The sequence below is a fragment of the Halalkalicoccus jeotgali B3 genome (assembly GCF_000196895.1).
Lineage (GTDB): Archaea > Halobacteriota > Halobacteria > Halobacteriales > Halalkalicoccaceae > Halalkalicoccus > Halalkalicoccus jeotgali.
In genome coordinates, this window is sequence record NC_014297.1 from 1,921,207 (window position 1) to 1,945,188 (window position 23,982).

The window sequence follows — 23,982 nt, forward strand, 5'->3', positions numbered from 1 at the left end:
TGCTTATGCTGTTTGCTGTCTTACTACATAGAGAGTTATGGAGCAGCGAGAAGCGATCGAACCCGAATACGTCTCGTTCATGAGCGAAGGAACGCGGTGTGCAGCCTCACTCTACCGCCCGTACGAGTCGTCGTCTACGAGCGCCATCGATCCGCCGATAGTGGTAATGGCAAACGGGTTCGGGTTACCACGCAACGCCGGGCTTCCGGCGTTTGCCGAGCACTTCGCCGGGCGCGGGATCGCTGTGTTGTTGTTCGACTACCGATCGTTGGGCGAAAGCGATGGCGAACCCAGGAACGTCGCAGTCCCCTTCGGCCAGATCGCCGACTGGCAGGCTGCCGTCCGATATGCCCGCATCATCGACGGCGTCGACGGGGGGCGACTCGGCGTCTATGGGTTCTCCTTGGGAGGTGGTGGCGCGTTGATCACCGCTGCTCGTGAGGACGTCGACGCCTACGTCGGACGAACCCCGATCCTCGACGGGGCCCGAACGATCGCGTATTTCGTTCGCCAGCTGGGGCCGGCCTACGGACTTCGAACGACGGTTGCAGGGCTACGGGACCTCGGGCGGAAGTACACCGGGCGGGAGCCGTACTACATTCCCATCTGGGGGGTGTATCCCGACGAACTCCCGGCGCTTGCCCCTCCGGGATCCAAAGAGGGCCACGAAGCCCTCGTCGGTACGGCCGCGAGCGACGAGGAGGTGAACCGGTGTGCCGCACGTGCGTTCCTCACGTTCGGTCTGTATCGTCCCATTACGAGTGCTCATCGGGTTAATTGCCCGGCACTCGTCATCGAGGGGGCAACCGACACGATCGCCCCCAAGAGCGCCATCGCTGCGACAGTCGCTCGCCTTCCAGATATGAGACATATAACGATCGAAGCTGATCACTTCGGAGCGTTCGACGAGTCGTTCGAAGAAGTCGTCGAGCGGGAGGGGACCTTTCTCGAACGGCACCTCCTTGGGGACACCCAGTAGTCGCTCGCCGTCCGGTCTCCTGTCCGGTGATCGCCGGACGCGATCGATTCCCGTTTGACGAATACCTATTTGTGAGTTCCCGTGGGACATTCCATAATGAAAGAGGACGTGCACCGGTACGTAGGCGAGGACGGAACCGTAACCTACGACGTGAACCGATGTATTCACGTCAAAGCGTGCGTCGAGTGGCTTTCGCAGGTGTTCGATCCCGACGAACGTCCCTGGATCCGGCCAGATAACGCCGACGCCGAGGAGGTCGCCGCCGTAATCCGGGACTGTCCGACGGGCGCGTTGCATTTCGAATCGAACGAGGGCATGGACGAGCCGATCCCGGAGGGAAACCGCATTACCGTCGTCCCTGACGGTCCACTCTACCTCCACGGCGACCTCGGGATCGAGACCCCCGAGGGCGAGGAGCTGCTTTCGGACACGCGGATCGCGCTGTGTCGCTGTGGAGCCTCCGAGAACAAGCCGCTCTGTGACAACAGCCACGCGGCCGTGGGGTTCGAGGATGGCGGGAGCCTCGACGGCGGGGAAGCGGTGACCGAAGAGGAACCGCCGGACGAGGCGCTTCGACTGACGCCGATCCCGGCCGGCCCGTGTATGGCCAGCGGGACGTTCGAGATCGAGGGAGCCGACGGGGAACAGTACAGGGGCACGGAAACCGCGCTGTGTCGGTGTGGGGCCTCGGGGACCAAGCCGTTCTGTGACGGCACACACCGGGAGGTCGAGTTCACTGGAGAGGACTCCGGCGAGGTGGGCCGAACCGGCGAGGAGCGACTGTAACGCTCAGTTCCTTCGGAGCGATTCGCCATCCCGGGCTGTGGCCCCGAGTCCGTGGTCGTGAGTGTCTCTCCCGTGACCGTCGCCATGAGAGCCGGTCAGAACTTCGACGAGGACCAGTAGCGCGCCGATCCACGCCCACCAGACGGGGACGAACAGCGCGCAGCGCGCCGGACCGGATCACCCCGCCCGACGAAACGTTGGCACCGAGCGTGTGTGCGAGTTCGGCGACGGCGACGACGAAGACGAGGTCGAAAAAGAGCTCCAACCACGTCGCGTGTCGGCCCTGTGACCCCTCGATTCGAAGCTCCGGCGGCCGAACGTTCGGCAGCTTCACGACGGACTGCAGGACAGCCGTCCCTAACCACTCATCGGGGGCTTGCTATACGAGAGATCGCCCGCTTACCGTACTGAAGCCATCTCGCCGAGGCGACCGGGGAGACGCGTCCCGAGCACCGCGACACAGAGGGCGAGCAGAACGATCCCGAAGACGCTGTACCCTTTCCCGAGCCCTACCTGCGTTACGACCGGTTGTGTCAGGAACGGCGAGAGGAACTGCCCGAGGAACACCGCGCTCGTGAGCCCGCCGAGAACGCGCCCGCGGGAGGCCTCCGGGGCGTGATCCGCGAGCCAACTGTTGAGGTTCGGAAAGAGCAGTCCCAGCCCGACACCGGTGATAGCGAGGCCAACAACCACCCGATAGTACCCGCTGCCCGTCCCGATGACGACGTAGCCGATCCCCATCAGCCCGAAGACGAGCGCCGCGATGGTGCGCGCCCCGAGGTGAGCCCTGAGGGCGTGAAACTGCGTCGAGACCACGCCGCTCGTGAGCGTCATGCCCGCGATCGCGAGGCCGACCGCCGAGGCGCTCACCGGCGCGAGCGTTTCGAGGTAGAAGGGGATCTGAACGGGGACCATGTAGAACGCCACCATCGTCACCAGCGCCGCCAGGTAGGCGATCGCGATCGCTCGAACGGGTACCCGGTCGGAGACTGACGTCCCCGGGCCGTCATCGGGATGGCTCACCGGGACCCCGGTGGCCGGATCGCAGGTGGTGGGGTCGGGTCGTGGGTCCGTCCCGTCGAGAGTCGGCTCGTAGACAGAGAGGACCATGAGCGGCACCAGCGCCGCGGCGGAGACGTAGATCAGGAAGGGGACACGCCATCCGATATCGGCGAGAAAGCCGCCGAGCGGGAGGAAAACGACACCCCCGAGCGACATGAACGCAGCCTGGAGTCCGAGCATCCCGTCCCGCCGATCCCCAGTGTAGTAATCGGCGATGAGTGTCGTCGCGCTGGTCATGACGCCCGCGACGGCGATCCCGAGAAGCGCCCGTCCGGCGAGGATCCCCGGAAGGGTGGCCAGTACGTAGCCCGACCCGCCGGCCACGACGTAGAGCACGGTCGAGCCGACCAACATCGGCTTGCGGCCCACCCGGTCGACCACGAGCCCGGCGAGTGGTGCGCCGAGGGCGATGAAGAGGGCGGGGATCGTCAGTACGAGGCGGACCAGGAGGTCGGCGTTCTCCACGCCGCTGAAGTGGGCGTGTATGGCCGGCAGCGCCGGCGCGATCGTCGCCCCGGACATGACCGTCAAGGAGCTCGCGAGCAGCAAGGTCGCGATCAGGAGTGAGGACTCCGAATCGGTATTTCCCGCCCGGATTCGCGTGCGTACTGGGGACCCCCGCACGATCAGGGGGCCTTGATGTAGCCAAAGCCGTCGTCCTGTAACCGGGCGAGCTCACCGGAGCCCGAGGGGACCCCCGAGACCCCGGGCAGCAGGTCGTCATCGGTGGCACCCATCCCGTAGAGCGCGTTCCGGCACGCTCTGAGCGCCACGCCTCGGTCAGCGAGCCGCTCGATCATCTCGGGATGGGCTGCCGTTGTGTCGACGAACATGCGAACCCCGGCCCCGTTTGCGAGGACGACGACATCGTCACCCTCCGAATAGACGGCCTCGTCGCCGATCAGGTTCAGCGTGTTCACCGCCGCGTGGTTCTGGTCGTCGGGGTGTGGACTCGAGACGTGAAGAACGGTTTTCATCACCGAGGGAACGACAGCAGCCGGTATAACCGTGCCGCCCGTAGTCATTTCGGGCATCCAGTCGTCTACTCGAAGGCCCCGCGAAGCGCCTCGCCCGCGCGCTGTCGGACGTCGGCTGCCGCCTCGACGTTCGGGAACGGGTCGGCGAGTCGCCGCATGTTCGCGAAGTCGTGGATCATGCCGTCGTAGTTCGTGTGCTCGACCGGGACGCCCGCATCCTCGAGCGCCTCGGCGTAGGCGAACTGCTCGTCGCGAAGCGGATCGTACCCACAGGAGAACAGCGTCACCGGCGGGAGTTCCGCGAGGAGCCGTTCGGGGGCGCGAAGCGGCGAGGCCCGGAGGTTCGCCCCGTCGATATCATCGCGGAGGTAGTGGTTCCAGAACCACACCATCGCCCGTCCGGTCAGGAAGAAGCCGTCGGCGTTTTCGGCGTACGAGTGCGTATCGAAGGCGTGGTCGGTCACCGGGTAGAACAGCACCTGGTGATCGATCTCCGGCGCACCGAGTTCCTTTTCGGCGGCCATCTGCGTGACGACGGTCGCGAGGGTCCCGCCCGCGCTCTCGCCGGCGACGGCCAGTCCCGCTCCGGCCCCGATCCCCGCGGCGTTGTCGGCCGTCCACCTCGTCGCGAGGTAGGCGTCCTCGACGGCGCCGGGAAACGGGTGTTCGGGGGCCTTCCGATAGTCGACGGAGACGACGACGCACTCGCCCTCTATTGCCAGCGAACGGGCGACGCCGTCGTGGGTGTCGAGGTTGCCGACGACCCAGCCCCCGCCGTGGAAGTAGACGACCGCGGGGAGCGTCTCGTCGGGGTCGGGGTCGTAGATCCGCACGCGGACGTCGCGGGCGTCCGCCCGGAGCTTTCGTTCCTCCACCGCGGCGATCGGTTCAGGATCGACGTCCGGGGTGAACAGGTCGCCCAGCAGCGTTCGCGCCTGTTCGGGCGAGAGCTGTTGCAGATCGGGTGGTCCGGCGTCGGCCAACGCGTGCAAAAGGGCGCTCGCGTCCGGGTCAAGCGTCGCTGCACGTCGCTCGGCATGGGTGGCGTGATTCATCGCAAACCGGTTACAACCGCCGACTCGATAAACGCGTACGCCCGTTTCCAATTACTGCATTTTCGCGTCGATGGACAGCCGATCGTAGCACTCGCCGGGCGGGCCGACCCACGCACCCATCTCCACGGCGCGCTCTACGAGACGCTCGTAGATCGCCCGGTAGCCCGGGAACTCCCGGTCGTTGAGATAGCGTGGGTGCCAGAGGACCGTCATCACGGCGTCGTTCTCGCGGGCTTCTTCGAGGAGGCGTTCGCACTCCTCCCACGCCCTCGTGGTGTCCGTGGGCAGGCCGACTTCCATGATCGTCAGCGGGAAGACCAGAAATCCGTCGTCGAAGGGCCGAATCGGGCGATATCCGTTGGAAAACCCACACTCGGTGCTCGAACCCAGACTCGTATCGTAGGACAGCCCCATCGCGGCGTGGATTCGCCACGTCTCCGGCGGATCGAGCCGGAGGTGGTGCTGGCGTACTCCCCGAACCTCGTGACCGAGTACGCCCTCCAAGACGCTCATCTCGTATCGCAACCGGCGCCCGTCGCGCGCCGAATCGTACGACCCGTGGAGGCCGACCTCCCAGCCGCCCCGATCGAGCCGATCGATTACCTCCCGCATTTCGGGGGCGGCGACGTCGTAGCGCCCGAGGTGCTCGATCCACCGGGCGGGGTCGGCCCACCGCCGGATCGACTTCCCGAACAGGGAGGGCTCGTTCAGGAAGTAAAACGCCGAGCGGACGCCGAGGCGTTCCTCGATGGCCATCAGCTCCTCGAAGCGCCAGTAGGGGTTCTCGCCCGAGAGCGCTCGTTGCAGGTGGCGCGGGTCGCGCTCGGCGAGCGCCTCGTAGAGCCACTGGTAGGTCTTATACGGGCGGTCGACGTCGTGAGTCAGACAGACGGCGAACTCAGGAGCCATCGTCGAGGGCGCCGACAATGCGTTCTGCGGCCCGGCCATCGCCGAAGGGATCGGGCCGTGGCGGGCGGTTTCCGTTCTCCCCGAGCGCCTCGCGGATCAGGTCGGGATCCGCGCCGACGAGGCGGTTCCAGCCACATTCGACGGTCTCGTCCCATTCGGTCTCCTCGCGGAGCGTCACGCAGGGGGTTTCGAGCATGAACGCCTCCTTCTGGGCGCCTCCCGAGTCCGTCGCGACCCGCTCGGCACCGTCGAGCAGGCGGACGAAATCGAGGTAACCGACGGGGTCGATGAGGTGAAAGTCCGCGCCGAGTTCGGCGTCGAGGTCCAGTTCCGCGATCCGGTTTCGCACTCGCGGGTGGGCCGGGAAGACGACGGGAAGCGGGTGCTCGTCCAGCACCGAGAGGATCGCCTGCAGGCGCTGTCCGTCGTCGGTGTTTCTGGGCCGGTGGACGGTCGCGAGGACGAACTCGCCGGGCTCGATCGGGAGGTCGTCGAGAACGCCCCGGTCCTCGCTCGTGGCGACGTACTCGCGGGCCCACAGGATCGCGTCGTACATCACGTCCCCCGTCAGCACGACGCCGTCGGTGAGGCCCTCGTGTGCGAGATTCTCGACGGCCCGTTCGGTCGGAGCGTACAGCACGTCCGAAACGTGGTCGGTCATCACCCGATTGAGCTCCTCGGGCATCGAGCGGTTGTAACTTCGCGTGCCGGACTCGACGTGCGTGAGTCGGGGCGGGAGCTTCGCGGTGGCGATTGCGGCCGCGAGCGTCGAGTTCGTATCGCCGTAAACGATCACCGCGTCAGGGTCCTCCTCCTCGACGATGTCCTCGATCTCCGCGAGCATCCGGCCCGTCTGCTCGCCGTGCGATCCCGAGCGCACGTCGAGGTCGTAATCGACGCTCGGGATGTCGAGTTCTTCGAGGAACACCTGCGAGAGGGTCTCGTCGTAGTGCTGGCCGGTGTCGACGATGACGTTCTCGTAGCCGTTTCCCGCCAGTTCCCGACAGACGGGAAAGAGTTTGATATACTGTGGCCGCGTGCCGATGACGTTGAGTACTTTCATTCGAATCGTAGGGAGTCGCGTCTCATTCGTGGATCTGTTCCTCTAAGTGTTCGTTTTCCCGCATGTCCGCGGTCATCGCGGCGACCAACAGCGCCGCGCTCCCGACGAGCAACATCGCCGAGGCGAGCAGCCGGTCGAAGGCGTTGTCCGCTCGACGAACACGCCGGGCCGAGCCCGCGAGCGCTGCGAACCCGAGGGCGCCCGAGAGCGCCCCGAGCGCGTACAGGAAGACGAAGGGGTGAAAGTCGAAGACGAGGTACTTGACCGTCAGTCGCCGGAGGAATCGCCCGAGGAGGAGTTTCGAGAGCCGAGGGACGAACCGCGAGTAGACGATGGTGCTCGTCTCCTCGCCGTAGCGCGCCGGCATCGCCACGTCCGCGACGCGCATATCGCGGACGTTGAGCGCGATCAGCATGTCGTTACAGAAGCCGTAGTCCTCGTAGAGGCGTTCGTACTCGATAGTTTCGAGCGCCGCCGCGGAGATGGCGGTATAGCCGTTCTGGGGATCCATCGTCTTCCAGTAGCCGCTCGCGACCTTCGTCAACAGCGTGAGAAGCGAGTTGCCGAAGAATCGCCACCGCGACATCCCCTCGCGAAACTCCCGGAAGAGCAGGCGATTGCCCTTCGCGAAGTCGGTTCGCCCCTCGACGACCGGGTCGACGATCCGGTCGAGGATCGCCGGGTCCATCTGACCGTCGCCGTTCATCACCGCGATCACGTCGATGTCGTCCCGGAGCGCCCGCGAGTAGCCGTGTTTGATGCTCCCGCCGACGCCGCGGTTTCGGTCGTTTCGCAACGGGACGACCGGCCGCTCGAAGACGGCTGTTCCGCCGCTCGTGAGCGTCCGCGCGTGGGCGTCGTTCTCCTGACGGGCGGCCTCGCGGATCTCCCGCCAGGTGTTGTCGGTCGACCCGTCGTCGACGACGTACACCCGGTCGACGAACGACGGCACCGTCTCGATCACCCCGCCGACGAACCCCTCCTCCTCGTAGGCCGGGACGACGACCCCGATCTTCTTTCCCTTGTACATTGTCACCTCGGACGAGGGGGCGCGGCCGGGCGCCCTCGTGGCCCCCGAACCGGCGATGCCCCCATCGCATGCGCTCCGTTGCCATCGCCCGACCGTTGTTATCCTCCCCTTGTCCGCGCGCCGGCGGCGTCGCTCGATACCGGCAGTGCTAGACCGTCGCTACCGCGCGCATATCGCCGGCATAACAAGGGATGAATCGGCTGTCGGGTACGCCGAGATGATCGGGAAACCGCTTTTTTCGGCCGGAGAGTCGGACGAACGGGCCGAGGGGGAGGGAAGCGTCACGGTACCGACGCCGCTGGCCCGGTTTCTGACCCCGTCGAAGCGCCTGAGCGACGAGGAGGCCTTCGAGATCCTCTACAACCCCCGGCGTCGCCACACGATGGCGTTCCTCCACCGACGGGGCCGGCCCTGTTCGATGGAGGAACTCGTCGAGCACATCTCGGCGACCGAAAACGGCGTCCCGATCGGGGAGTTGAGCAACCAGCAGCGCCGGCGGGTGTACGTCTCGCTGTACCAGACACACCTCCCACTGCTCGACGAGACGGGCGCGATCGAGTACGACCAGGAACGCCAGCGGATCGCGCCCGGGCCCGCCGCGCCGGAGCTGATACCGTACCTCGAAACGCCCACCGAACGACCGGTGCCGTGGCGGGCGTACTATCGGTGGCTGTTGCTGGCGTACGCCGTCGTCGGCGGGGCTGCCGTTGCGGGACTGGTCCCCGTCCCGTCGGTGTGGGCGCTGGCGCTCGGGGGGGTGCTCCTGTTTCTCGGACTCGCCGCGCTCCACGGGCTCGACCGCCGTCGGTAATCGCGATCGCGATCAGTCGTTGGCCGGATGTCGGGCCGCCTCCGGGACCGGGCTCGCCCGCGAGACCTGCCCCACTCGCTCGGGATCCCCGTCGTTTTCGGCTACCTCGACGATCACGTCGGTGAGGTTGACCTTCGTTTCGAGGAACGCGCGGCGGCGCTCGGCCAGTCGCTCGCGGGCGGCCGGGTCCGAGAGCAGTTCCTCGGCCCGTTCGAGGACCGCCCCGAACTCGGCGACGTTCTCGATCAGGCCGGCGCGTTCGAGTTCGACGAAGTTGCCCATATCGTTCTCGCCGACGAAGGAGTTCGACCGAATCGCGGGCGTCCCGAGCAGCCCGGCCTCCGTGACGATAGTCTGGGAGTCCGCGACGAGCAAGCGTGCCTCCGCGAGCGCGTCGTGGAGCAACGCGGGGTGGGCGTCGAAGGGTTCGCCCTCGGTTCGTTCCAGATCGAGGCGACCGCCCTCGTCGGAGACAAATACCCGCGCGTGTCTCGCGAGGCGGTCGATCAGACGGTAGCGCTCCCGCGGGGTAAACCCCGAGTGGCTCACATCGTGGTGCGAGCCGAAGGCGTTGAACCGCAGGATAGCGTAGGGCTCGTCTCCCCCCACGCCGAGTTCCTCCCGCACGGTCGGATCCGGTCTGAACACGTCGGGGTGGAGGTACGCACACTCCTTGTAGCCCGCGAAGCGATAGTGGTTCTCGCCCAGGTCCTTCCGGAAGGCGTCGGGGGTGAGGATCGCCTGCGCGAACGGCCGGGAGATGAGGTGATCGAGCGAGGTGGGTTCCGAATCGAGCAGGAGAACCGTCGGCGTTCGCGATATCGCCCCGCTGTGGGCCGCGTACGCACCCATCCCGAAGATCAGATCGGGATCGAACCGCCGGACGAACGGGACGATCCGCGCGTAGTGACCCGGCAAACGTCGCACGAGCGAGTACTTCGTCGTCCCGCAGGAGCCGTACACCCGATAGGGAAGTCCGTAGTACTCGAGCAGGTCGACCGTACAGCCGTAATCGCGCGCCAGCACGCGGACGCGGTGGCCCGCTTGGGCGAGGCGCTCGACGGCGTGTTTGTACAGGTGGACGTGGGCCGGCGTGTTGGTGAAGAAGACGTACTTCATACCGCTCGGAGGTTGGCGTCGAACCACCGTAATTAGCGTCCCCTTTCCCCGGTAGGACGGGCCCCACGGGCGGTAAGGACGGCATAACAAGCCCGTTCGTTCCCGATGTCCCGGCTATGCTACAGGACGGGACGCTGGAGCGCTCGCGCGCTCATGCCGACGGCGTCGGCCGACAGTTGCTCGAGGAGACGCTTCGCTACTCACGGGTTCGGGATTACCGGGGATGGGACTACTGCGACGGGATGAGCAGCCTCCTGTTGCGTGGACTGCCCGTCGAGAACAAGTGGCTCAACCTCGCGGTCCAAGAGAGCGCGAAACGCGCACCGATCAACATCCGACCGTACCTGCTGATCGAACAGCGGCGCAACTACAAGGGGACGGCGCTGTTCGCGATGGCCAACCGCAACGCCGCCCGCCTGTTCGGCGAGGAGCGCTACGAGGACGAGGCGATCGACCTGTACGAGTGGCTACTCGACGAGCAGATCGAGGGCTACAGCGGATTCTGTGGCGGCCATCGCCACTACATCCAGCACCTGGATCGGGTCGGCAGCCCCGAGGACCCCGACGTCGTCTCGACGAGCTACGCGGTCCAGGCGCTGCTCTCGGGGGCGGATCTCGACGAGCGATACCCCGAGGCCGTCCGGACGACCCCCGAGTGGGTCCGCAACGAACTCGCGTACACGCCCCGCGAGGACGGCACCGCCCGCATGAAGTACGTCCCGACCCACGGCGACGAGTACTACACGCTCAACGCGGTGGCGCTCGGCGCGCGGATGCTCACCGACATCGGCGATCACTTCGGGGACGAGGACCTCATCGAGATGGCGCGGCGACTCTTCGACTACGTCGCGGGCTGTCAGACGGAACTCGGCGGCTGGATGTACCGCGATCCCCCGGAGAGTTCGCACCTCTCGATGGACGGCCACCACAACGGGTTCATCGTCGAGTGCCTGCTCCGATACGGGGCGGCGACCGGCTCGGACCGGTACGCCGACTCCCTCGACCGGGCGAGCGAGTTCTACCGCGAGGTCCTGTTCAACCCCGACGGCTCGCCCAACTGGGACGAAACCCGGCGATACCCACAGGACATTCACGCCGTCTCGCAGGGGATCCTCGTGTTTACCGCGCTCGGGGACCTGGAGTTCGCCGGCCGGATCGTCGATTGGGCGCTCGGGAACCTCTACGCCGGGGGCGGGCGCTTTTACTACCGGAAACAGCGGTTTTACACCAGGCGGATCACCCTGATGCGGTGGTGTCAGGCGTGGATGGCCTACGCGATCTCCTCGTACCTTCTGAAACGCGCGGACCCCGACAGCTCGCCCGTTTGCGGGCTATGACCCGCGTCGAACTCGAAGGGATCACCGAGGGCCGCATCGACGCCACCGCGAACCGGACGCTCTTGCGCGAGAACGGGGAGGAGAATGGAAGGTTCGAACGGGTCGGTCGGCTCCCGAACCCGGCGGCCCGAACGGAACGACTCTGGCACGAACTGCTCAGTACGGAGCCGTGGAAGCCGCTGCTCGAACGGGTCGTCGGAGGTTTTTCGGCCGGCAACGTCTGGCGGGTCTCCGAGCGCGCGCTGATCGCAACGACAGGGCGGTGGCTACTCGCCTCCCGCGACGGCGGACGGACCTGGTCGGTCCGCCGGACCCTTCCCGAGTCCTCGGGGCCGAAGGGCGTCCTCCCGACGGGGGTGTGTCACCACGCGGGCGCGGTCTACCTCGGGGAGTACCCGCTGGATCACGCGACGGTCCCGAAGCTGTTGCGCTCGCGCGATGAGGGCTGGACGTGGGAGGTAGTGCGGGACTTTCCCGGCGTGCGCCACCTTCATTCCGTTCAGTCCGATCCCTACACCGACGAGCTGTGGATCACCACGGGGGATCGCGACGAGGGGTGTTGGATCGGTCGCCTTCGCGAGGGGGCCTTCGAGGTCGTCGGCGGCGGCAGCCAGCGCTGGCGCGCGGTCGAACTGGCCTTTAGCCCCGATGCCGTCCTCTGGGGGATGGACAGCGTCTACTCGCCGGAAAACCACGTCCTGAAGCTCGACAGGACCGAACTCGACCGACCGGAGCCGATCCCGGAGACGGTCCACGTCCTCGACGGGTCGGTGTTCTACGCCGCGTCACTCGACGTCGGCGGGGAACGCTGGGTCGTCCTCTCGACGAGCGTCGAACCCGGAACGGATTCGACGGCCCCGCCCGGCAGTCCGGAACACGACGCCACCGGGCGGGCGCGGGTCGTCGCCGCCTCCTCCGGGTCGGAGTTTACGGTGTGGCACGAACTCGCCGCCTACCGTCGCCGCCGAAACCTCGGCGAGTTCTGGAACCCCAAGGGACTCTTGCCCCGCTCCAGCGCGTACGTCCACCTCGCGGCCGATCCCGAGCGCGGGGTGGTGCTGAACCCGTACAACACGGCACGGCAGGACGGCTCGCTGATCGTGATCCCGCCCTCACGGTTCGCCGCGCTGTCGGACTCGGCGCTCGAATCCGTCCTCGGGGAGTGAGAAACCGGGAGTCGACGCCCCATGCGGGGTAAGTCGCCCATAACAATGCGCGAAACCGGTGATGGTGCGAGCGACCATGGCCGTCGACACTGCGGTGATCGGTGCGGGCGAAGTTTCGGACAGTCACCTCTCGGCGCTCGCGGGCAACCCCCGGACGAACCTCGTCGGGATCTGTGACATCGACGAATCGCGGGCGACCGCCGCCGCGAAGAAGTACGACACGGATCCGTACTTCGACCTCGATGACCTCCTCGAATCGGTCGATCTCGACTGGATCCACGTCTGTACGTCGGTCCAGACTCACCTCCCGCTGGCCGAGAAGGCGATCCGGGCCGGCGTGCCGGTATTGATCGAGAAACCGACCACCGAGACCGTCGCCGAGCTCGACGAACTCGCGGCGCTCTCGGAGGAACACGACGTGCCAGTCTCACCCGTCCACCAGCACCTCTTCGACCCCGCGATGCGCACCGCGCGAAAGCGGATCCGTTCCGGCGAGATCGGCCCCGTCCGGGGCGTCGACCTCGTCTATACGGGCCACACCCGACCGGACGAGGCCAACCGGGGCACGTGGGTGTTCGACCTGCCGGGCGGCGAGTTCGAGGAGGGCCTGCCCCATCCCCTGTACCTCACGCTCGGGGCCGGGGGCTACCCGCGCGGCGAGGACGACATCAGCGCACAGACGAGCCTCTACGGCGACTACGAGGGGCGGTTCGACTACGATTCGGCCCAGATCCAGTACGCCACCGAGGAGGGCGCACTCTGTAGTGCGACGATGCTCGCCGGGGGCGCACAGAACCGCACGATACAGATCCACGGCGAGGACGCCACGCTGATCGTCGACATGATCCTCCAGACGGTTCACCGGATCGAGGGCGACTACAAGGGCTCGACCGTCGGGAAGGTCAAACAGAGCCTGAAGTACGCCGGTGGCCACCTCGCGGGGCTGGCGAAGAACGCCAAACTCGTCGCTCACGCCAGCTACAGCGACGAGTGGGCACCCAAGACGAAGATCGATCCCCACAAGTACCAGATCGACCGCACGGCCTACGCCCTCCAGCACGACCTCTCGATGCCCGTCCCCCTCTCGGAGGCCCGGTGGACCATCCGACTGATGGAGGAACTGCGCGAGGCCGCCGAACGGCCCGCCGCGATCGCGATGACCGACTGAACGCGCCTGCCCGATCACCCGTCCGAACGGCTCCTCGTCCGACAGTCCGACAGAATGTCAATTCCAGAGAAGATAATCGGCGGCCTGAAAGCACAGCTCGTCTCCGAAGGGGTTCGCGTCGTCGCAAACGGACTCGTGATCGTCCTGCTGGCCCGGGAGTTCCTCGATCCCGATGAGTACGGTCTGCTCTTTCTGGCCATCTCGATCTTCGGGGTCGCCCTGCTGTTCAGCCAGTTCGGAATCGCCAAATCCGCCGCCCGCTACGTCGCCGAGTACCGGACGACCGACCCCGGACAGGTACCCCACATCGTCCGCATCTCGCTGTTCTACCTCGTCGTCTCGATCCTGCTGGTCGGCGGGACGATCACGGTGTTCAACGAGGAGATCGCCGGCCTGGTCGGCGAGCCCGCGCTCGCGTCGCTGCTCGTCTTCGGGTTGGTGTACGTCGCAAGCGAGACGCTTCGGTCCTACCTCTCGCACGTCCTGCAGGGCTTTAACCGCATCTCGCTGAGCGCGGCCGTCGGGATCGTCGGCAACGTCGGGCTGATCACGTTTATCCTGCTGTTTCTCGCGCTGGGGGGCGGGGCCGTCGGCGCGCTGCTCGGCTACGTCGTCGGCTACGGGCTGGCCTGCATCGCGGGGCTCGTAGTCGTCTTCCGACTCGTGGGCGGCTACGAGCGCGCGAGCGAGGTCGGCCACGACCTCCCGCGGCGCATCCTCGAGTACAGCGTCCCCCTCACAGCGACCGGCGGGGCGAACGTGCTCTATAAGCAAGCCGACACCATCCTGATCGGGGTCTTTCTCAGTCCCGTCGCCGTGGGCTACTACACGCTCGCGAAACAGATCGCGGACTTCGTCATCGCACCCGCGAGTTCGTTGGGGTTTACCGTCGCGCCGACCTACGGCGAGCACAAGGCGAGCGGCGACCTCTCGGCAGCGGCGCGCGTCTACGAGACCACCTTCGAGTACACCGTCCTCCTGTACGTGCCGGCGGCCGCGGGCCTCGTTATCGTCGCCGAGCCCACGATCCGCTTCATATTCGGGGCGGACTACCTCGGCGCCGTGCCCGTGATCCAGGTCCTGAGCGGGTTCGTCGTCCTGCAGGCGATCGATAAGATCACCAACGACGGGCTGGACTTCCTCGGCCGGGCGCGGGCGCGGGCGGTCTCGAAGGGCTCGACGGCCCTGCTGAACTTCCTGCTCAACTTGCTGTTGATCCCCGCCGTGGGCGTCGTCGGGGCGGCGATCTCGACGGTGATCGGGTTTACCATCATGGTGGCGGTCAACGTCTACATCGTCCACCGCGAACTCACGCTCTCGTTCGAGCGCCTCGCACGGAGCGTCGGGCTGGTCTGTCTGGTCACCGCCGGAATGTGTGGCGTCGTCCTGTTTTTCGCCCCCTACATCACCAACGTCTTCGTGTTGTTCGCCATCGTCGGCCTCGGGGGACTTGTCTGGCTGTCGCTGTCGGCGCTGTGCGGTCTTCTCGACGTCGGGGATGCGGTCTCGGCGCTTCGCTAGCGCGGTGTCGGGCCCGGTTCGGGGGCGACGCGCTCGCTTATCGCCCCCATGGTCTCGACCGTGAGCGACGAGTCCTCGCGGCGCGCGGCGAGATGCGAGAGAACGGCCCGCAGGCGTTCGACGTCGCGTTCGGCCAGCAGGTTGTTGGGATGCAACCAGAGGTGACAGACACCCTCGCCGTCGACCGCGCGGTCGATACCCGCTTTCGCCTGCCGGAGGACCGGGTCTCCGACGGCCGGTTCCAGGAGCGTGCGTGCGGCCCCCTCGAACCCGAACAGATCGAGCGAGGCGGGCAGGTTCACGAGGCCGTACTCGTCGACGGTTGGAGTGACCAGCGGCGGGTCGCTGCGAACGAGCGCCGCGTCGAGGAGTTTCCCTGCACGCCGGGCGGGCCACGCGTCGAACCACCGGTCGGGCCCGAGGCCGCGATAGCTCCGAAACCCATAGGCCGCAAGCACGTCCCGGTGTCCGACGTTGTTCCGCGGGAAGACGAACGACCGAAGCGCGAGTCCCATCCTGTCGGCCGCCTCGATGCTCGCCTCGATCTCGGCGATCGCCGTCCGACGAGTCGTCGCCGGATCCCCGAACTCGACGTGGGAAAAGCCGTGGCTGGCGATCTCGTGGTCCACCGCCGAGTCGTGGACCGCCCGGACGAGGTCGGGGCCGAACCACGCCTCGTGCTCGTCAGCGCTCCCGCCGGGGTCGCGGGCGAACCACTCGGGCGAACGGGGATGGTCGGCGTGGATGCCGTCACACTCCTCGAGGAGGAGGTGGCCGACGACCGCCCACGTCGCCGGGATCGAGAACTCATCGAGGGCCGCAAGCAGGCATGACCATGCGGGTCGGGCGGCCGCGATCCGGTCGCGTGGCGGGTCCGCGAGGTCGTGAAACCCCCAGGCGAGTTCGGCGTCAATAGAGAGCACGACTGTTCCCATGCTGGCCCCACATGAACGATGCGGGCTTTGTAATCCCGTCCTTACCCGTCTTCGATATTCGACGGTTGGACCTACAGTCGTCGTCGCCCGTCCTCGACGGGCTGCAAGGACCGACTACTGGCTAGGAAACGGATAACTACGCCTCGACAGTGTGTGTCGATCTCATGGCCAAAACAACTACGAGGGAACCGCAAGCGGACGAAHACVCCHHHCVACHCHHCGAACCCTCCGACGAGGAGGCGTTCGTCTCGCTGTACGACGCGACGTTCGGCGGGGGCAGCGCGGAGTGGTTCGAATGGAAGTACGTCGAGAACCCGGTGGCGAACTACGTTCCGATCGTCGTCGCTACCCGCGACGGCGAACTGGTCGGGGCGCGTCCGTGTGTCCCGTTTCGGATGCGCGTCGGCGACCGCACCGTCGAGGCGGTCCGGTTCGGGGATACGATGGTCCATCCCGACCACCGTCGCCGGGGGCTGTTCACCCGGATGACCCAGCGGACGGTCGAGTACTACGCCGCGCTCGATCCGGCCTTCGGGTTCAATCATCCCAACGAGAACTCGTTGCCGGGCTATCGCACGCTCGGCGGGCGCGTAGTCGGGCGGATGCCGGTCGCCTACCGGGTCCAGAACCCCGCCGCCCTCGCCGACGGGCGCCTCGACGGCCCGGCCGCGCTGGGCGCCTCGGCGGCGACGCCGCTGGCGCGGGCGTACCTCGACGGACTGACTCGCCTCACGCGTCCCGCGACTCCGGGGTTCACGATCACCCGCCACGACTCGACGCCCGCCGAGACGCTTGCGGACCTCTACGAGGCCGGGCCGCCCGAGGGGATCCACGCCGATCGAACCCCCGAGTTCTACGCGTGGCGCTTTCGCAATCCCCAGTGGGAGTATCGGACCTACGTCGCTCACGACGGGAAACCGGTCGCCGGGATCGTCACCGGCACCCAGCGGACCGACGGCGTGACGGTCACGACGCTCGCGGAGGCCGTCCCGGTGGCCGGAACCGACGACCGGCGGGACGCGTTCGTGGCGCTGGTGGGTCGGGTCGTCGAGGACGCCGGCGACGCCGACCTGCTTGCCTACAGCGGTCGGTCGATCCCCGAAGGCGTCCTCGCGGCCGCCGGCTTCCACTGGGACGACCGGCCGCCGTTGTCGTGGCTGGCGCGCCCGAACCTGCTGGTCACCACCGAACTCGGCGGAGAAGTGTACTCCGAATGGAAGGTCAACGGGGTGAACTTGCTCGAACTCTCGAACTGGTCGCTGTCGTTCTGCGAGCAGGACGCCCGCTAGTCGTCCCCGCTCTCGGCGACGACTCGCCGATAGATGCTACAGTAGCCCGCGTGATCGAAGCGATCGCGGTCGTTACAGACGTCGGCGCGCATCGGCGAGACGAACTCCTGGGAGGCCCCGCAGTACGCCCGCGGGTGGTCGAACTCGTGGGTCTCGTCGTGGGTTCGGTACTCGAGGTACGGACAGACCATGACCACCTCATCGGGTGCGGGACCGTTTGTTATAGCGAGGATACAGTCAGCCCATCCCGAGGATCTCCCGGGCCTCCGCGGGCGTGGCGATCTCGCGGCCGAGGCGCTCGATGATCTCGACGGAGCGCTCGACGAGCTGGGCGTTGCTCTCGGCGGGCCGCCCGCGGGCGAAATACAGGTTGTCTTCCATCCCGACCCGGACGTGGCCACCGAGGAGGACCGCCATCGTCGTCAGCGGGAGCTGGTGGCGTCCGGTCGCGAGCACGTTGAACTCCGAGTTCTCGGGGAGGTTATCGACGAGGTTCAGCAGGTTTCGCGGGCTGGGCATCGAGAAGGTCCCCCCGCCGAGGATCAGGTTGATGTAGTAGGGTTCTGTGAGCAGGCCCAGTTCGATCAGCCGGTGGGACTCGTTCAAGTGACCGTTGTTGAACGCCTCGAGTTCGGGTTTGATCCCTTTTTCGCGCATCTCGCGGGCCAGGGACTCGATGTTGTGTCGCGTGTGCTCGGTGATGATGTGCTGGCCGCGGTTGAACGGGCCCATATCTAGTGAGGCCATCTCCGGGGGCGGGTCGGTTCTGATCCCCAGAACGCGCGAGTCGTAGGCGCTCTGGCCGCCGGTCGTGTTCTGGATGACGATGTCCTCACACGCCTCGCGGATCGCGTCGTCGACGGCCTGGAGGTGCGCCGGGGAGTTCTCGCCGTACTCGTCGCGCCCGTGGACGTGGGCGACCGACGCGCCGAGTTTCTCGCACTCGCGGACGTCGCGGGCGATCTCCTCGGGCTGTTCGGGGAGGTTCGGATTGGCGTCCTTTCCGTGGACGCCGCCGGTCGTTGCGACCGTCAGGATGACTTTCTTGCCGGCGAGGTAGTCGTCATAGCTCATGATCGGATCCCGGAGGGCGGATCGTCAGCGGGTACGGTCCCATCGCATGGGGTCGCTATCGTTATCCGGGTCCTACGTCGAGCCCGGCGCTCGGGGCGGTGAGCGTCGCCCGTGGGGGCGGGTCGTCGGAGTCGCTATGGGGGTAATCGGAGCATAACTATCGCCCGCGGTCGCCGTGGCTACGACGACCCGATGATCCGTTCGTACATCCGACAGGGCCGAACTCGACTGGGAATCGAACGCCGCAGGCTGGCGTTCCGAACCGGCAGCGAGTCCCGCCCGGTCGATCCGGCGCGGATCCGGCGGGCGCTCGATCCCGACAGCCACCTGCTGTTTTGTTGTACGGGTAACATCTGCCGGAGCCCGCTGGCTGAACGATACCTCCGTGAACGAGCCGACAGCGGAGGACTGACAGCCGACTCGGCGGGCCTCCTCGACCGGGCGGGACGCCCCAGCCCCGACCTCGCGGTGGCCGCCGCCGCCGAGTACGGGGTCGACCTCTCGGAGCACCGCTCGCGGCCCGTCTCGCGCGAGCGCATCGACAGCAGCGACCTCGTGTTCGTCATGGACGCGCGCAACTACCACGCCTTCGCCGGGCGCTTCGAGGACGCGCTCTCGAAGACCTACCTCCTCAAGCCCGTCCTCGAACGCGACGACGAGCACGGCGACGTCGAGATCGAGGACCCCCACCGCACCGACGCCGAGACGTTCCGGCGGGTGTTCGGCGAGGTTGTCGACGCGGTCGAGGAACTGCTCCGGGTGGCCGGGTCGTGAGCGTCGTCGTCCCGGGCATCGACACCCCGAGCAGCACGGCGGTCGTACGCTCGCTGGGCCGTCGAGGGATCGGGGTCATCGTCGCCGAACACGGCGAGTCCCCGGCGGGCGCCTCGAAGTACTGCGACCTCCGGATCACCGTCCCGTCGCCCCACGAGGACTACGAGGGCTACGCCGAGGCGCTGCTCGCGCTCGCGAGGTGCCCCGAGACGGAGACGGTCGTCCCGCTCCGCGAGACCGACGTCTACGCGCTCTCGACCCGGCGCGGGGAGTTCTCCCCGCACGTCGCGACGCCGTGGCCCGACCGCACGACGGTCAAAATGGCCCAAGACCGCCTCCGGCTGTTCGAGGTCGCGCGGGCGGCCGGCCTCCGCGTCCCCCAAACCGACCGCATCGAGGAGTACGACGGGTGGGACGTCCCGACCGTGATCAAGCCTCGCTACTCGGTCCTCGAAACCGAGGGACGACTGGTCGAGCCGTCGGTGCGCCTCCTCTCCCGTGGCTCCGAACCCGACCGCGAGGCGCTGTGTACGGCGATGGGTCACGCCCCGCTCGTCCAGGCGTACGTCCCCGGCACCGAGGAGCTGGGTTTTTTCGCCCTGTTCGATCACGGACGGCCGCTCGCGACCTTCCAACACCGCCGCCGGCGCAGCTACCACTACACCGGCGGCGCGAGCGTCTACCGGGAGGCCATCGATGACCCCGCGGTCGAATCGGCAGGGTTGGCGCTGCTCCGTGCGCTCGGGTGGCACGGGCCCGCGATGGTCGAGTTCAAGCGCGACGCGCGCGACGGCGAGCTGGTTCTCATGGAGGTCAACCCCCGCTTTTGGGGCTCGCTCGCGCTTTCGATCCACGCCGGCGTCGATTTCCCGTACCACTACTACCGGCTCGCGACGGACGACCCGATCGAGCGCGCGCCAAGCTACGAGACCGGCGTCGCCTCCCACGTCCTGCACGGCGAGTTGGTCTACCTCATGAGCCTGCTCGGGCAGGTGGACTCGCCCGGCGAGCGCCCGCCATTGGGTTCCGAACTCGTGGCGGTGGCCCGATCGCTCGCGAGCCAACCGAACTTCGATTACTGCTCGCTCGACGACCCGCGACCGTTCCTCGTCGATCTGAACCACACGGCACGGACGATGCTCGAACGAGTACGACGATCCTAACGGGCGGGCCCGCGGATCGGGCGGACCGTCGCGCTTACCGCCGTCGATACGGTGTCAATAACAACCCTCTCATGGTGCGTGTGGACAACTGCCGTGGACGGTACGACGTCCCCACGGCAGAGCCCTGATCGTGACCGGGCCCCGTTTCCCGCACCCGCACGTGTGCGGGTGCTTGACCTTCCCGACGCATCGCTCTCGAACCCACATGGCCCGACGGACGACCCGGGCAGCCGCCCGGGATCGGCCGGCGTTTTTTTATCCAAAAGCCCGTCAGCGGGCGGCGGGTCGCTTGGCGACGAGTTTGTAGCCGCTCCGGTCGATCCCGAGGAGGTCCTCGATGCGCTCGACGCCGAGGCTGCCGTCGAACGGGCGGGCGGTGATCGACTCGCTGATCACGTCACAGGGCTCGAAGCCGGCGGCCTCGAGGGCCGTGACGAACTCGCGGTATTCGGCGTCGCTCAGCAGGTGGGGATGGAGTTCGACGAACAACACGAGCGGCCCGCTCGCGGCCAGCACCGACTCCATCCCCCGAAGGATCTCGGTCTCGTAGCCCTCGACGTCCATCCGGACGACGGCGATCGAGTCGGGGTCGATCCCGTTCTCGTCGAGGTAGTCGTCGACCGACCAGACGTCGACAGTGCGGGTCTCGCCGGTCAGCGAGAGCGCTTTCGCGTAGTTCCGGCCCCCGTCGGACGCCAGTCGGTTGCGATTCGAGTGCGAGGAGCGTTCGAGGACGGCTCGTCCGGTCGTCGGACCGATCGCGGCCGGATCAATGCGGATGCGATCGGAGTAGCCGTTGCGCGCGAGGTTCTCGCGGAGCAGCGGCAGGTTCCGCGAGTCGGGTTCGAAGGCGTGGATCTCCGCGCGTGGACCCAGCGCGCGGGCTTCTATCAGCGCGAAGTAGCCGATGTTGGCCCCGATCTCGAGGACACGAATCGGGCCGTCGATCTCGCCCCGAAGCGCCCGGAGTTCGCGCTCGAAACGCTCGACCGTGGTCTGTTCGCGGGTACCATAGAGGAACAGCTCCCGGGAGAGCCCGTCGTCGGTCAAATCGAGCGCCATCTCCAGGCCGTCGATCGAACACACCGACGTCCGGCCCGTCCGGGCCAAACGGCGCAGGTAGCGGTCGTAGGGGCTCCAGCCGGTCACACCGGCGACGGCGTAGCTCGCGAGCGCACCGAGACGCCGCCGGCGCGCGAGCAGCGCCGTCTCGCTGATCTTCGTCTTGGCGAAGCGCCCGATCAGCGAGGGGTTGCGAACCGCCCGCCGTAGCCGGTCGAGCAGGATCATAGTTCCTCGATCAGGGCCGCGGTGAGTCGCGCGACCTCGTCGCGCACGGCGACCGAGCGTTCGCGATCCGGCCGCGCGTCCCGGTCGTCGAGCGAGTCCATGTACTCGAGGATCGCGTCGGGCTCGCGCGAGTGATAGAGTCGCCCTTCCTCGCGGAGCTGACGATCGACGGAGAGCAACGGTCCCGGGAAAAAGGAGACCGCGGGCTTGTCCATGCAGGCGGCCTCTCGAGCCATCGTCCCCGAGCCCGTGAGCACGCAGCGGGCGTTCCACGCCAGTTCGCGCCCGTCGAGGGGCGCGTCGGGCACGTACACCCGGTCGTCGGGGTAGCCCCGCGCGAGGCGCTCGTCGCCCCGGCCCCGCGGGAGGTAGACCACGTCGTACCCGCGCGCGAGTGCCCCGTCGAGCAGGTCCAACACGAGCGTGCCCTCGCGTTCGTCGACGTAGGCCGCCGTCAGGGCCTCGGGCCTGATCAGGAGATACTCCGAGACGGGCAGACGCTCGGGGAACCGGGGATCGGGCTCGAAGCCCGCGACCGAGAGGTCCTCCTTGTAGCCGTCGTAGGTGTGGATCCGATCGGTGGTGATTCCCCAGCGGGTCAGCTCCTCGGTCCGGAAGGCGCTGGGGACGACGCTGTGGGTCGCGCTGGCTTCGATCCGGTTGTAGAGGCGTTCTGCGACCAGCCCGTCGGCGTAGGCCGTGATGTCGTTGTCGGTGAAATGGATCGAGGGCACCCCCCGACAGCGCGAGGCCAGTACGCACATCGCGTTGCGCGCCGACAACGAGACGTCACACGCGGGCGTCCCGAGCGCGAGCTGGGCCGTCCGAACGACGATCCCGGCCTTCCGGAGCCGCGGCGTCCCGGCGTCCCGGCCGATCACCCGGCCGTCGAAGCCGGCCGTCCGACCCAGCGCGACGGTCTCGGTCTTCTCCCGAAACGTCGGCTCGACCGAGAGTTCGGGGAGCCCCGAGAGTAGTCCCTCGAAGAAGAAGGGATGCGAGGGGCTCGCGAGGTCGACCCACGCGACGCGCTCGCCGTCGAGCGCTGCGGGGCGCGATTCCTTCGCTTTGGTGGTGGATGAAGTAATCACGCTTTCCACGTCGTCTGAGCCGGGCATTGTTATCCGCGCCTTACCGCCGCTCGACGGCCGGCTGCCACGATTTCGCCGTTCTCCGGAGGTACGACGCCAGCGCGAGACACATCCAGCCCTGGCTCCAGCGGATGTAGGGCGTCCGATCCGTCAGGAATCGACCCCGCTGTCGGTAGAAGTACCCCTCCGAGTCATACAGGTTCGACAGCGTCCACGCGAGGACGCGCTCGGCGATGGCCGTGCTCTCGGCGCGCGGGCGGGCGAACGTGATGACGGCCTGTGCGGCGGCGTGGACGTCCTGCGGGTAGGGTCGGTCGTGTTCGTATCGGGGCGCACCGTCGGGCTCGAACAGCGCCTCGCGGTAGAAATCCAGCCCCCGCTCGTAGGCCCGCTCGACACCCTCGGCCGGTTGGCGGGCCGCCATGTACCGGTCGAGCGATTCGACGACGAAGCCGGTGTGGAAGTTGTCGTGTGAGATGTGCGAGCGTTCGGGCGGGCTGGCGTAGTACCACGCTCCGTCCTCGACCTGCTGGTCGCAGACGAACTCGGCCAGTCGGTCCGCCCGGTGACCCAGCCCGCCGTCGTCGGTGTGGGCCGCCACCTCGGCGAAAAAGCCCGCCGCCAGCGCGTTGACGTTGACCACCACGAACGAGTCGTAGGGCGTGTAGGCGTAGACGCGATAGCCGTCGACGCGCTCCTGGCCGATCTCACACCGGACGAACCGACAGACGCCACTCGCCACCTCGAGGGCGCGGTCGTCGCCGGTGACCTCGTAGTACCTGAGAAACGCCCGCCCGCAGAAGACGCTCACGACGATCGAAGGGTGATACGCCGGCAGGAAGAACTCCCGACCGTTCTGCCAGTCGAAGTTGTACCCCCAACTGGGTTCGGTCGAAGCCGGCGAGGTGTTGCGAAGCAGCCAGTCGAGGAGCTCGGTCGCGGACGAGAGGTGCGTCTCCTCGCCGGTCACCTCGTAGAGGTCGAGATACGCAAGCGCGAACAGGGCGATCCCCTTCGGGTTCCGTTCCGTTGCGATCCCGGCGATCGGGCGGACGTTGAACGGTGCGATCCGCACGGCGTGAAGCGTACAGAGGCGAAACAGCCAGTTGCCGTCCGGCAGGACCGACGAACTGAGCCCGTCGTAGGGGTCCCAGCCCGCGTAATCGTTCTCCCGGGCCCACTCGAGGGCCGTCTCACACCGGTCGGTGATCGTCACCAGATCGATCTCCGGGTCGCTCATCCGTCCACCTCCGGCGTCGGGTCGCGGGCACCGAGGTCGGCGTCAGGACCGAAAGCGCTGAGGACGCGGGCGGACACGTGGAGGGGAGATCGGCGTTCGGGGCGGGTGTGAAACATGGTATCGGTGGTCAGCGGGGCGGTCCC

The 23,982-nt window shown here is 67.3% G+C and carries 23 protein-coding genes and 1 pseudogene; 10 read left to right on the forward strand and 14 right to left on the reverse strand.

Annotated features, from left to right (window positions below; all coding sequences use genetic code 11):
• Window positions 1–37 precede the first annotated feature (37 nt).
• Window positions 38–979, forward strand: a complete 942-nt coding sequence (locus HACJB3_RS10015) for an alpha/beta hydrolase (protein WP_008417033.1) — start codon at window positions 38–40, stop codon at window positions 977–979.
• A 96-nt stretch (window positions 980–1,075) separates the two neighbouring features.
• Window positions 1,076–1,765: a CDGSH iron-sulfur domain-containing protein gene (locus HACJB3_RS10020; RefSeq protein ID WP_008417031.1), complete on the forward strand. Its 690-nt coding sequence runs from the start codon at window positions 1,076–1,078 to the stop codon at window positions 1,763–1,765.
• Here the strand turns inward: HACJB3_RS10020 and HACJB3_RS21245 are convergent.
• The 7 genes from HACJB3_RS21245 to HACJB3_RS10050 all read right to left on the reverse strand — a co-directional run bounded on the left by HACJB3_RS21245 (window position 1,713) and on the right by HACJB3_RS10050 (window position 7,861).
• The gene (locus tag HACJB3_RS21245; RefSeq protein ID WP_241430848.1) at window positions 1,713–2,099 is read right to left on the reverse strand and encodes a low temperature requirement protein A; all 387 of its coding nucleotides are present in this window, start codon (window positions 2,097–2,099) and stop codon (window positions 1,713–1,715) included. The genes HACJB3_RS10020 and HACJB3_RS21245 overlap by 53 nt on opposite strands.
• A gap of 65 nt (window positions 2,100–2,164) precedes the next feature.
• Window positions 2,165–3,349, reverse strand: coding sequence for an MFS transporter (locus tag HACJB3_RS10025; protein ID WP_008417030.1), 1,185 nt, complete (start codon window positions 3,347–3,349; stop codon window positions 2,165–2,167).
• 104 nt (window positions 3,350–3,453) lie between these two features.
• Complete coding sequence (locus tag HACJB3_RS10030; protein ID WP_008417029.1) at window positions 3,454–3,804, reverse strand: DsrE family protein; 351 nt, start codon at window positions 3,802–3,804, stop codon at window positions 3,454–3,456.
• 65 nt (window positions 3,805–3,869) lie between these two features.
• The gene (locus HACJB3_RS10035; RefSeq protein ID WP_008417028.1) at window positions 3,870–4,859 is read right to left on the reverse strand and encodes an alpha/beta hydrolase; all 990 of its coding nucleotides are present in this window, start codon (window positions 4,857–4,859) and stop codon (window positions 3,870–3,872) included.
• A 51-nt stretch (window positions 4,860–4,910) separates the two neighbouring features.
• On the reverse strand, window positions 4,911–5,768 hold the full coding sequence (locus HACJB3_RS10040; RefSeq protein WP_008417027.1) for a polysaccharide deacetylase family protein: 858 nt from the start codon (window positions 5,766–5,768) through the stop codon (window positions 4,911–4,913).
• Window positions 5,758–6,831 (reverse strand): non-hydrolyzing UDP-N-acetylglucosamine 2-epimerase, encoded by a 1,074-nt coding sequence (gene wecB, locus HACJB3_RS10045; RefSeq protein WP_008417026.1) that lies wholly within the window; start codon window positions 6,829–6,831, stop codon window positions 5,758–5,760. Before wecB ends, HACJB3_RS10040 begins: the two co-directional genes overlap by 11 nt.
• Window positions 6,832–6,853: 22 nt before the next feature.
• The gene (locus tag HACJB3_RS10050; RefSeq protein ID WP_008417025.1) at window positions 6,854–7,861 is read right to left on the reverse strand and encodes a glycosyltransferase family 2 protein; all 1,008 of its coding nucleotides are present in this window, start codon (window positions 7,859–7,861) and stop codon (window positions 6,854–6,856) included.
• A gap of 217 nt (window positions 7,862–8,078) precedes the next feature.
• On the opposite strand from HACJB3_RS10050, the gene HACJB3_RS10055 reads away from it, so the two are divergent.
• Complete coding sequence (locus tag HACJB3_RS10055) at window positions 8,079–8,672, forward strand: DUF7344 domain-containing protein (protein ID WP_008417024.1); 594 nt, start codon at window positions 8,079–8,081, stop codon at window positions 8,670–8,672.
• A 12-nt stretch (window positions 8,673–8,684) separates the two neighbouring features.
• Here the strand turns inward: HACJB3_RS10055 and HACJB3_RS10060 are convergent, their stop codons facing one another.
• Complete coding sequence (locus HACJB3_RS10060; protein ID WP_008417023.1) at window positions 8,685–9,791, reverse strand: hypothetical protein; 1,107 nt, start codon at window positions 9,789–9,791, stop codon at window positions 8,685–8,687.
• A gap of 116 nt (window positions 9,792–9,907) precedes the next feature.
• On the opposite strand from HACJB3_RS10060, the gene HACJB3_RS10065 reads away from it, so the two are divergent.
• The 4 genes from HACJB3_RS10065 (at window position 9,908) to HACJB3_RS10080 (ending at window position 14,983) form a co-directional block, all read left to right on the forward strand.
• Complete coding sequence (locus HACJB3_RS10065) at window positions 9,908–11,128, forward strand: hypothetical protein (protein WP_008417021.1); 1,221 nt, start codon at window positions 9,908–9,910, stop codon at window positions 11,126–11,128.
• Entirely contained in the window at window positions 11,125–12,294 is a 1,170-nt protein-coding gene (locus HACJB3_RS10070; RefSeq protein WP_008417020.1) for a hypothetical protein, read from the forward strand. The genes HACJB3_RS10065 and HACJB3_RS10070 overlap by 4 nt, the downstream gene beginning before the upstream one ends.
• Before the next feature lie 76 nt (window positions 12,295–12,370).
• Complete coding sequence (locus HACJB3_RS10075; protein WP_008417019.1) at window positions 12,371–13,462, forward strand: Gfo/Idh/MocA family protein; 1,092 nt, start codon at window positions 12,371–12,373, stop codon at window positions 13,460–13,462.
• 54 nt (window positions 13,463–13,516) lie between these two features.
• Complete coding sequence (locus tag HACJB3_RS10080) at window positions 13,517–14,983, forward strand: flippase (protein ID WP_008417017.1); 1,467 nt, start codon at window positions 13,517–13,519, stop codon at window positions 14,981–14,983.
• Here the strand turns inward: HACJB3_RS10080 and HACJB3_RS10085 are convergent.
• Window positions 14,980–15,918, reverse strand: coding sequence for a polysaccharide deacetylase family protein (locus HACJB3_RS10085; protein WP_008417015.1), 939 nt, complete (start codon window positions 15,916–15,918; stop codon window positions 14,980–14,982). The two genes, HACJB3_RS10080 and HACJB3_RS10085, sit on opposite strands and share 4 nt — an antisense overlap.
• A gap of 164 nt (window positions 15,919–16,082) precedes the next feature.
• Here HACJB3_RS10085 and HACJB3_RS10090 point away from each other — a divergent pair.
• Window positions 16,083–17,207 (forward strand): annotated as a pseudogene (locus HACJB3_RS10090) (GNAT family N-acetyltransferase).
• Here the strand turns inward: HACJB3_RS10090 and HACJB3_RS10095 are convergent.
• Both HACJB3_RS10095 and HACJB3_RS10100 read right to left on the reverse strand, forming a co-directional pair.
• Window positions 17,204–17,398, reverse strand: coding sequence for a hypothetical protein (locus HACJB3_RS10095; protein ID WP_008417013.1), 195 nt, complete (start codon window positions 17,396–17,398; stop codon window positions 17,204–17,206). The pseudogene HACJB3_RS10090 and the gene HACJB3_RS10095 overlap by 4 nt on opposite strands.
• A 46-nt stretch (window positions 17,399–17,444) precedes the next feature.
• A complete protein-coding gene (locus HACJB3_RS10100; protein WP_008417012.1) occupies window positions 17,445–18,281 on the reverse strand; it encodes a BKACE family enzyme in 837 nt (278 codons plus the stop codon).
• 192 nt (window positions 18,282–18,473) lie between these two features.
• Here HACJB3_RS10100 and HACJB3_RS10105 point away from each other — a divergent pair, with 192 nt between their 5' ends.
• Complete coding sequence (locus HACJB3_RS10105; protein WP_008417011.1) at window positions 18,474–19,055, forward strand: arsenate reductase/protein-tyrosine-phosphatase family protein; 582 nt, start codon at window positions 18,474–18,476, stop codon at window positions 19,053–19,055.
• Window positions 19,052–20,218: a carboxylate--amine ligase gene (locus HACJB3_RS10110; protein ID WP_008417010.1), complete on the forward strand. Its 1,167-nt coding sequence runs from the start codon at window positions 19,052–19,054 to the stop codon at window positions 20,216–20,218. The genes HACJB3_RS10105 and HACJB3_RS10110 overlap by 4 nt, the downstream gene beginning before the upstream one ends.
• Before the next feature lie 270 nt (window positions 20,219–20,488).
• Here HACJB3_RS10110 and HACJB3_RS10115 read toward each other — a convergent pair whose 3' ends face one another.
• Genes HACJB3_RS10115 through HACJB3_RS10125 form a run of 3 tightly spaced genes read right to left on the reverse strand, consistent with a single transcriptional unit; the run spans window position 20,489 to window position 23,839 of the window.
• A complete protein-coding gene (locus HACJB3_RS10115) occupies window positions 20,489–21,508 on the reverse strand; it encodes an FkbM family methyltransferase (protein ID WP_008417008.1) in 1,020 nt (339 codons plus the stop codon).
• A complete protein-coding gene (locus tag HACJB3_RS10120) occupies window positions 21,505–22,626 on the reverse strand; it encodes a DUF354 domain-containing protein (RefSeq protein WP_008417006.1) in 1,122 nt (373 codons plus the stop codon). Before HACJB3_RS10120 ends, HACJB3_RS10115 begins: the two co-directional genes overlap by 4 nt.
• Window positions 22,627–22,639: 13 nt before the next feature.
• Window positions 22,640–23,839 (reverse strand): hypothetical protein, encoded by a 1,200-nt coding sequence (locus HACJB3_RS10125; RefSeq protein ID WP_008417004.1) that lies wholly within the window; start codon window positions 23,837–23,839, stop codon window positions 22,640–22,642.
• Window positions 23,840–23,982: the final 143 nt, after the last annotated feature.

Bases quoted from the DNA above. Each gene is read 5' to 3' on its own strand.
- HACJB3_RS10015 (WP_008417033.1), top strand. From the start codon at position 38: ATGGAGCAGCGAGAAGCGATCGAACCCGAATACGTCTCGTTCATGAGC.
- HACJB3_RS10020 (WP_008417031.1), top strand. From the start codon at position 1,076: ATGAAAGAGGACGTGCACCGGTACGTAGGCGAGGACGGAACCGTAACC.
- HACJB3_RS10025 (WP_008417030.1), bottom strand. From the start codon at position 3,349: ATGTCCGGGGCGACGATCGCGCCGGCGCTGCCGGCCATACACGCCCAC.
- HACJB3_RS10030 (WP_008417029.1), bottom strand. From the start codon at position 3,804: ATGAAAACCGTTCTTCACGTCTCGAGTCCACACCCCGACGACCAGAAC.
- HACJB3_RS10035 (WP_008417028.1), bottom strand. From the start codon at position 4,859: ATGAATCACGCCACCCATGCCGAGCGACGTGCAGCGACGCTTGACCCG.
- HACJB3_RS10040 (WP_008417027.1), bottom strand. From the start codon at position 5,768: ATGGCTCCTGAGTTCGCCGTCTGTCTGACTCACGACGTCGACCGCCCG.
- wecB (WP_008417026.1), bottom strand. From the start codon at position 6,831: ATGAAAGTACTCAACGTCATCGGCACGCGGCCACAGTATATCAAACTC.
- HACJB3_RS10050 (WP_008417025.1), bottom strand. From the start codon at position 7,861: ATGTACAAGGGAAAGAAGATCGGGGTCGTCGTCCCGGCCTACGAGGAG.
- HACJB3_RS10055 (WP_008417024.1), top strand. From the start codon at position 8,079: ATGATCGGGAAACCGCTTTTTTCGGCCGGAGAGTCGGACGAACGGGCC.
- HACJB3_RS10060 (WP_008417023.1), bottom strand. From the start codon at position 9,791: ATGAAGTACGTCTTCTTCACCAACACGCCGGCCCACGTCCACCTGTAC.
- HACJB3_RS10065 (WP_008417021.1), top strand. From the start codon at position 9,908: ATGCTACAGGACGGGACGCTGGAGCGCTCGCGCGCTCATGCCGACGGC.
- HACJB3_RS10070 (WP_008417020.1), top strand. From the start codon at position 11,125: ATGACCCGCGTCGAACTCGAAGGGATCACCGAGGGCCGCATCGACGCC.
- HACJB3_RS10075 (WP_008417019.1), top strand. From the start codon at position 12,371: ATGGCCGTCGACACTGCGGTGATCGGTGCGGGCGAAGTTTCGGACAGT.
- HACJB3_RS10080 (WP_008417017.1), top strand. From the start codon at position 13,517: ATGTCAATTCCAGAGAAGATAATCGGCGGCCTGAAAGCACAGCTCGTC.
- HACJB3_RS10085 (WP_008417015.1), bottom strand. From the start codon at position 15,918: ATGGGAACAGTCGTGCTCTCTATTGACGCCGAACTCGCCTGGGGGTTT.
- HACJB3_RS10095 (WP_008417013.1), bottom strand. From the start codon at position 17,398: ATGGTCTGTCCGTACCTCGAGTACCGAACCCACGACGAGACCCACGAG.
- HACJB3_RS10100 (WP_008417012.1), bottom strand. From the start codon at position 18,281: ATGAGCTATGACGACTACCTCGCCGGCAAGAAAGTCATCCTGACGGTC.
- HACJB3_RS10105 (WP_008417011.1), top strand. From the start codon at position 18,474: ATGATCCGTTCGTACATCCGACAGGGCCGAACTCGACTGGGAATCGAA.
- HACJB3_RS10115 (WP_008417008.1), bottom strand. From the start codon at position 21,508: ATGATCCTGCTCGACCGGCTACGGCGGGCGGTTCGCAACCCCTCGCTG.
- HACJB3_RS10120 (WP_008417006.1), bottom strand. From the start codon at position 22,626: ATGCCCGGCTCAGACGACGTGGAAAGCGTGATTACTTCATCCACCACC.
- HACJB3_RS10125 (WP_008417004.1), bottom strand. From the start codon at position 23,839: ATGAGCGACCCGGAGATCGATCTGGTGACGATCACCGACCGGTGTGAG.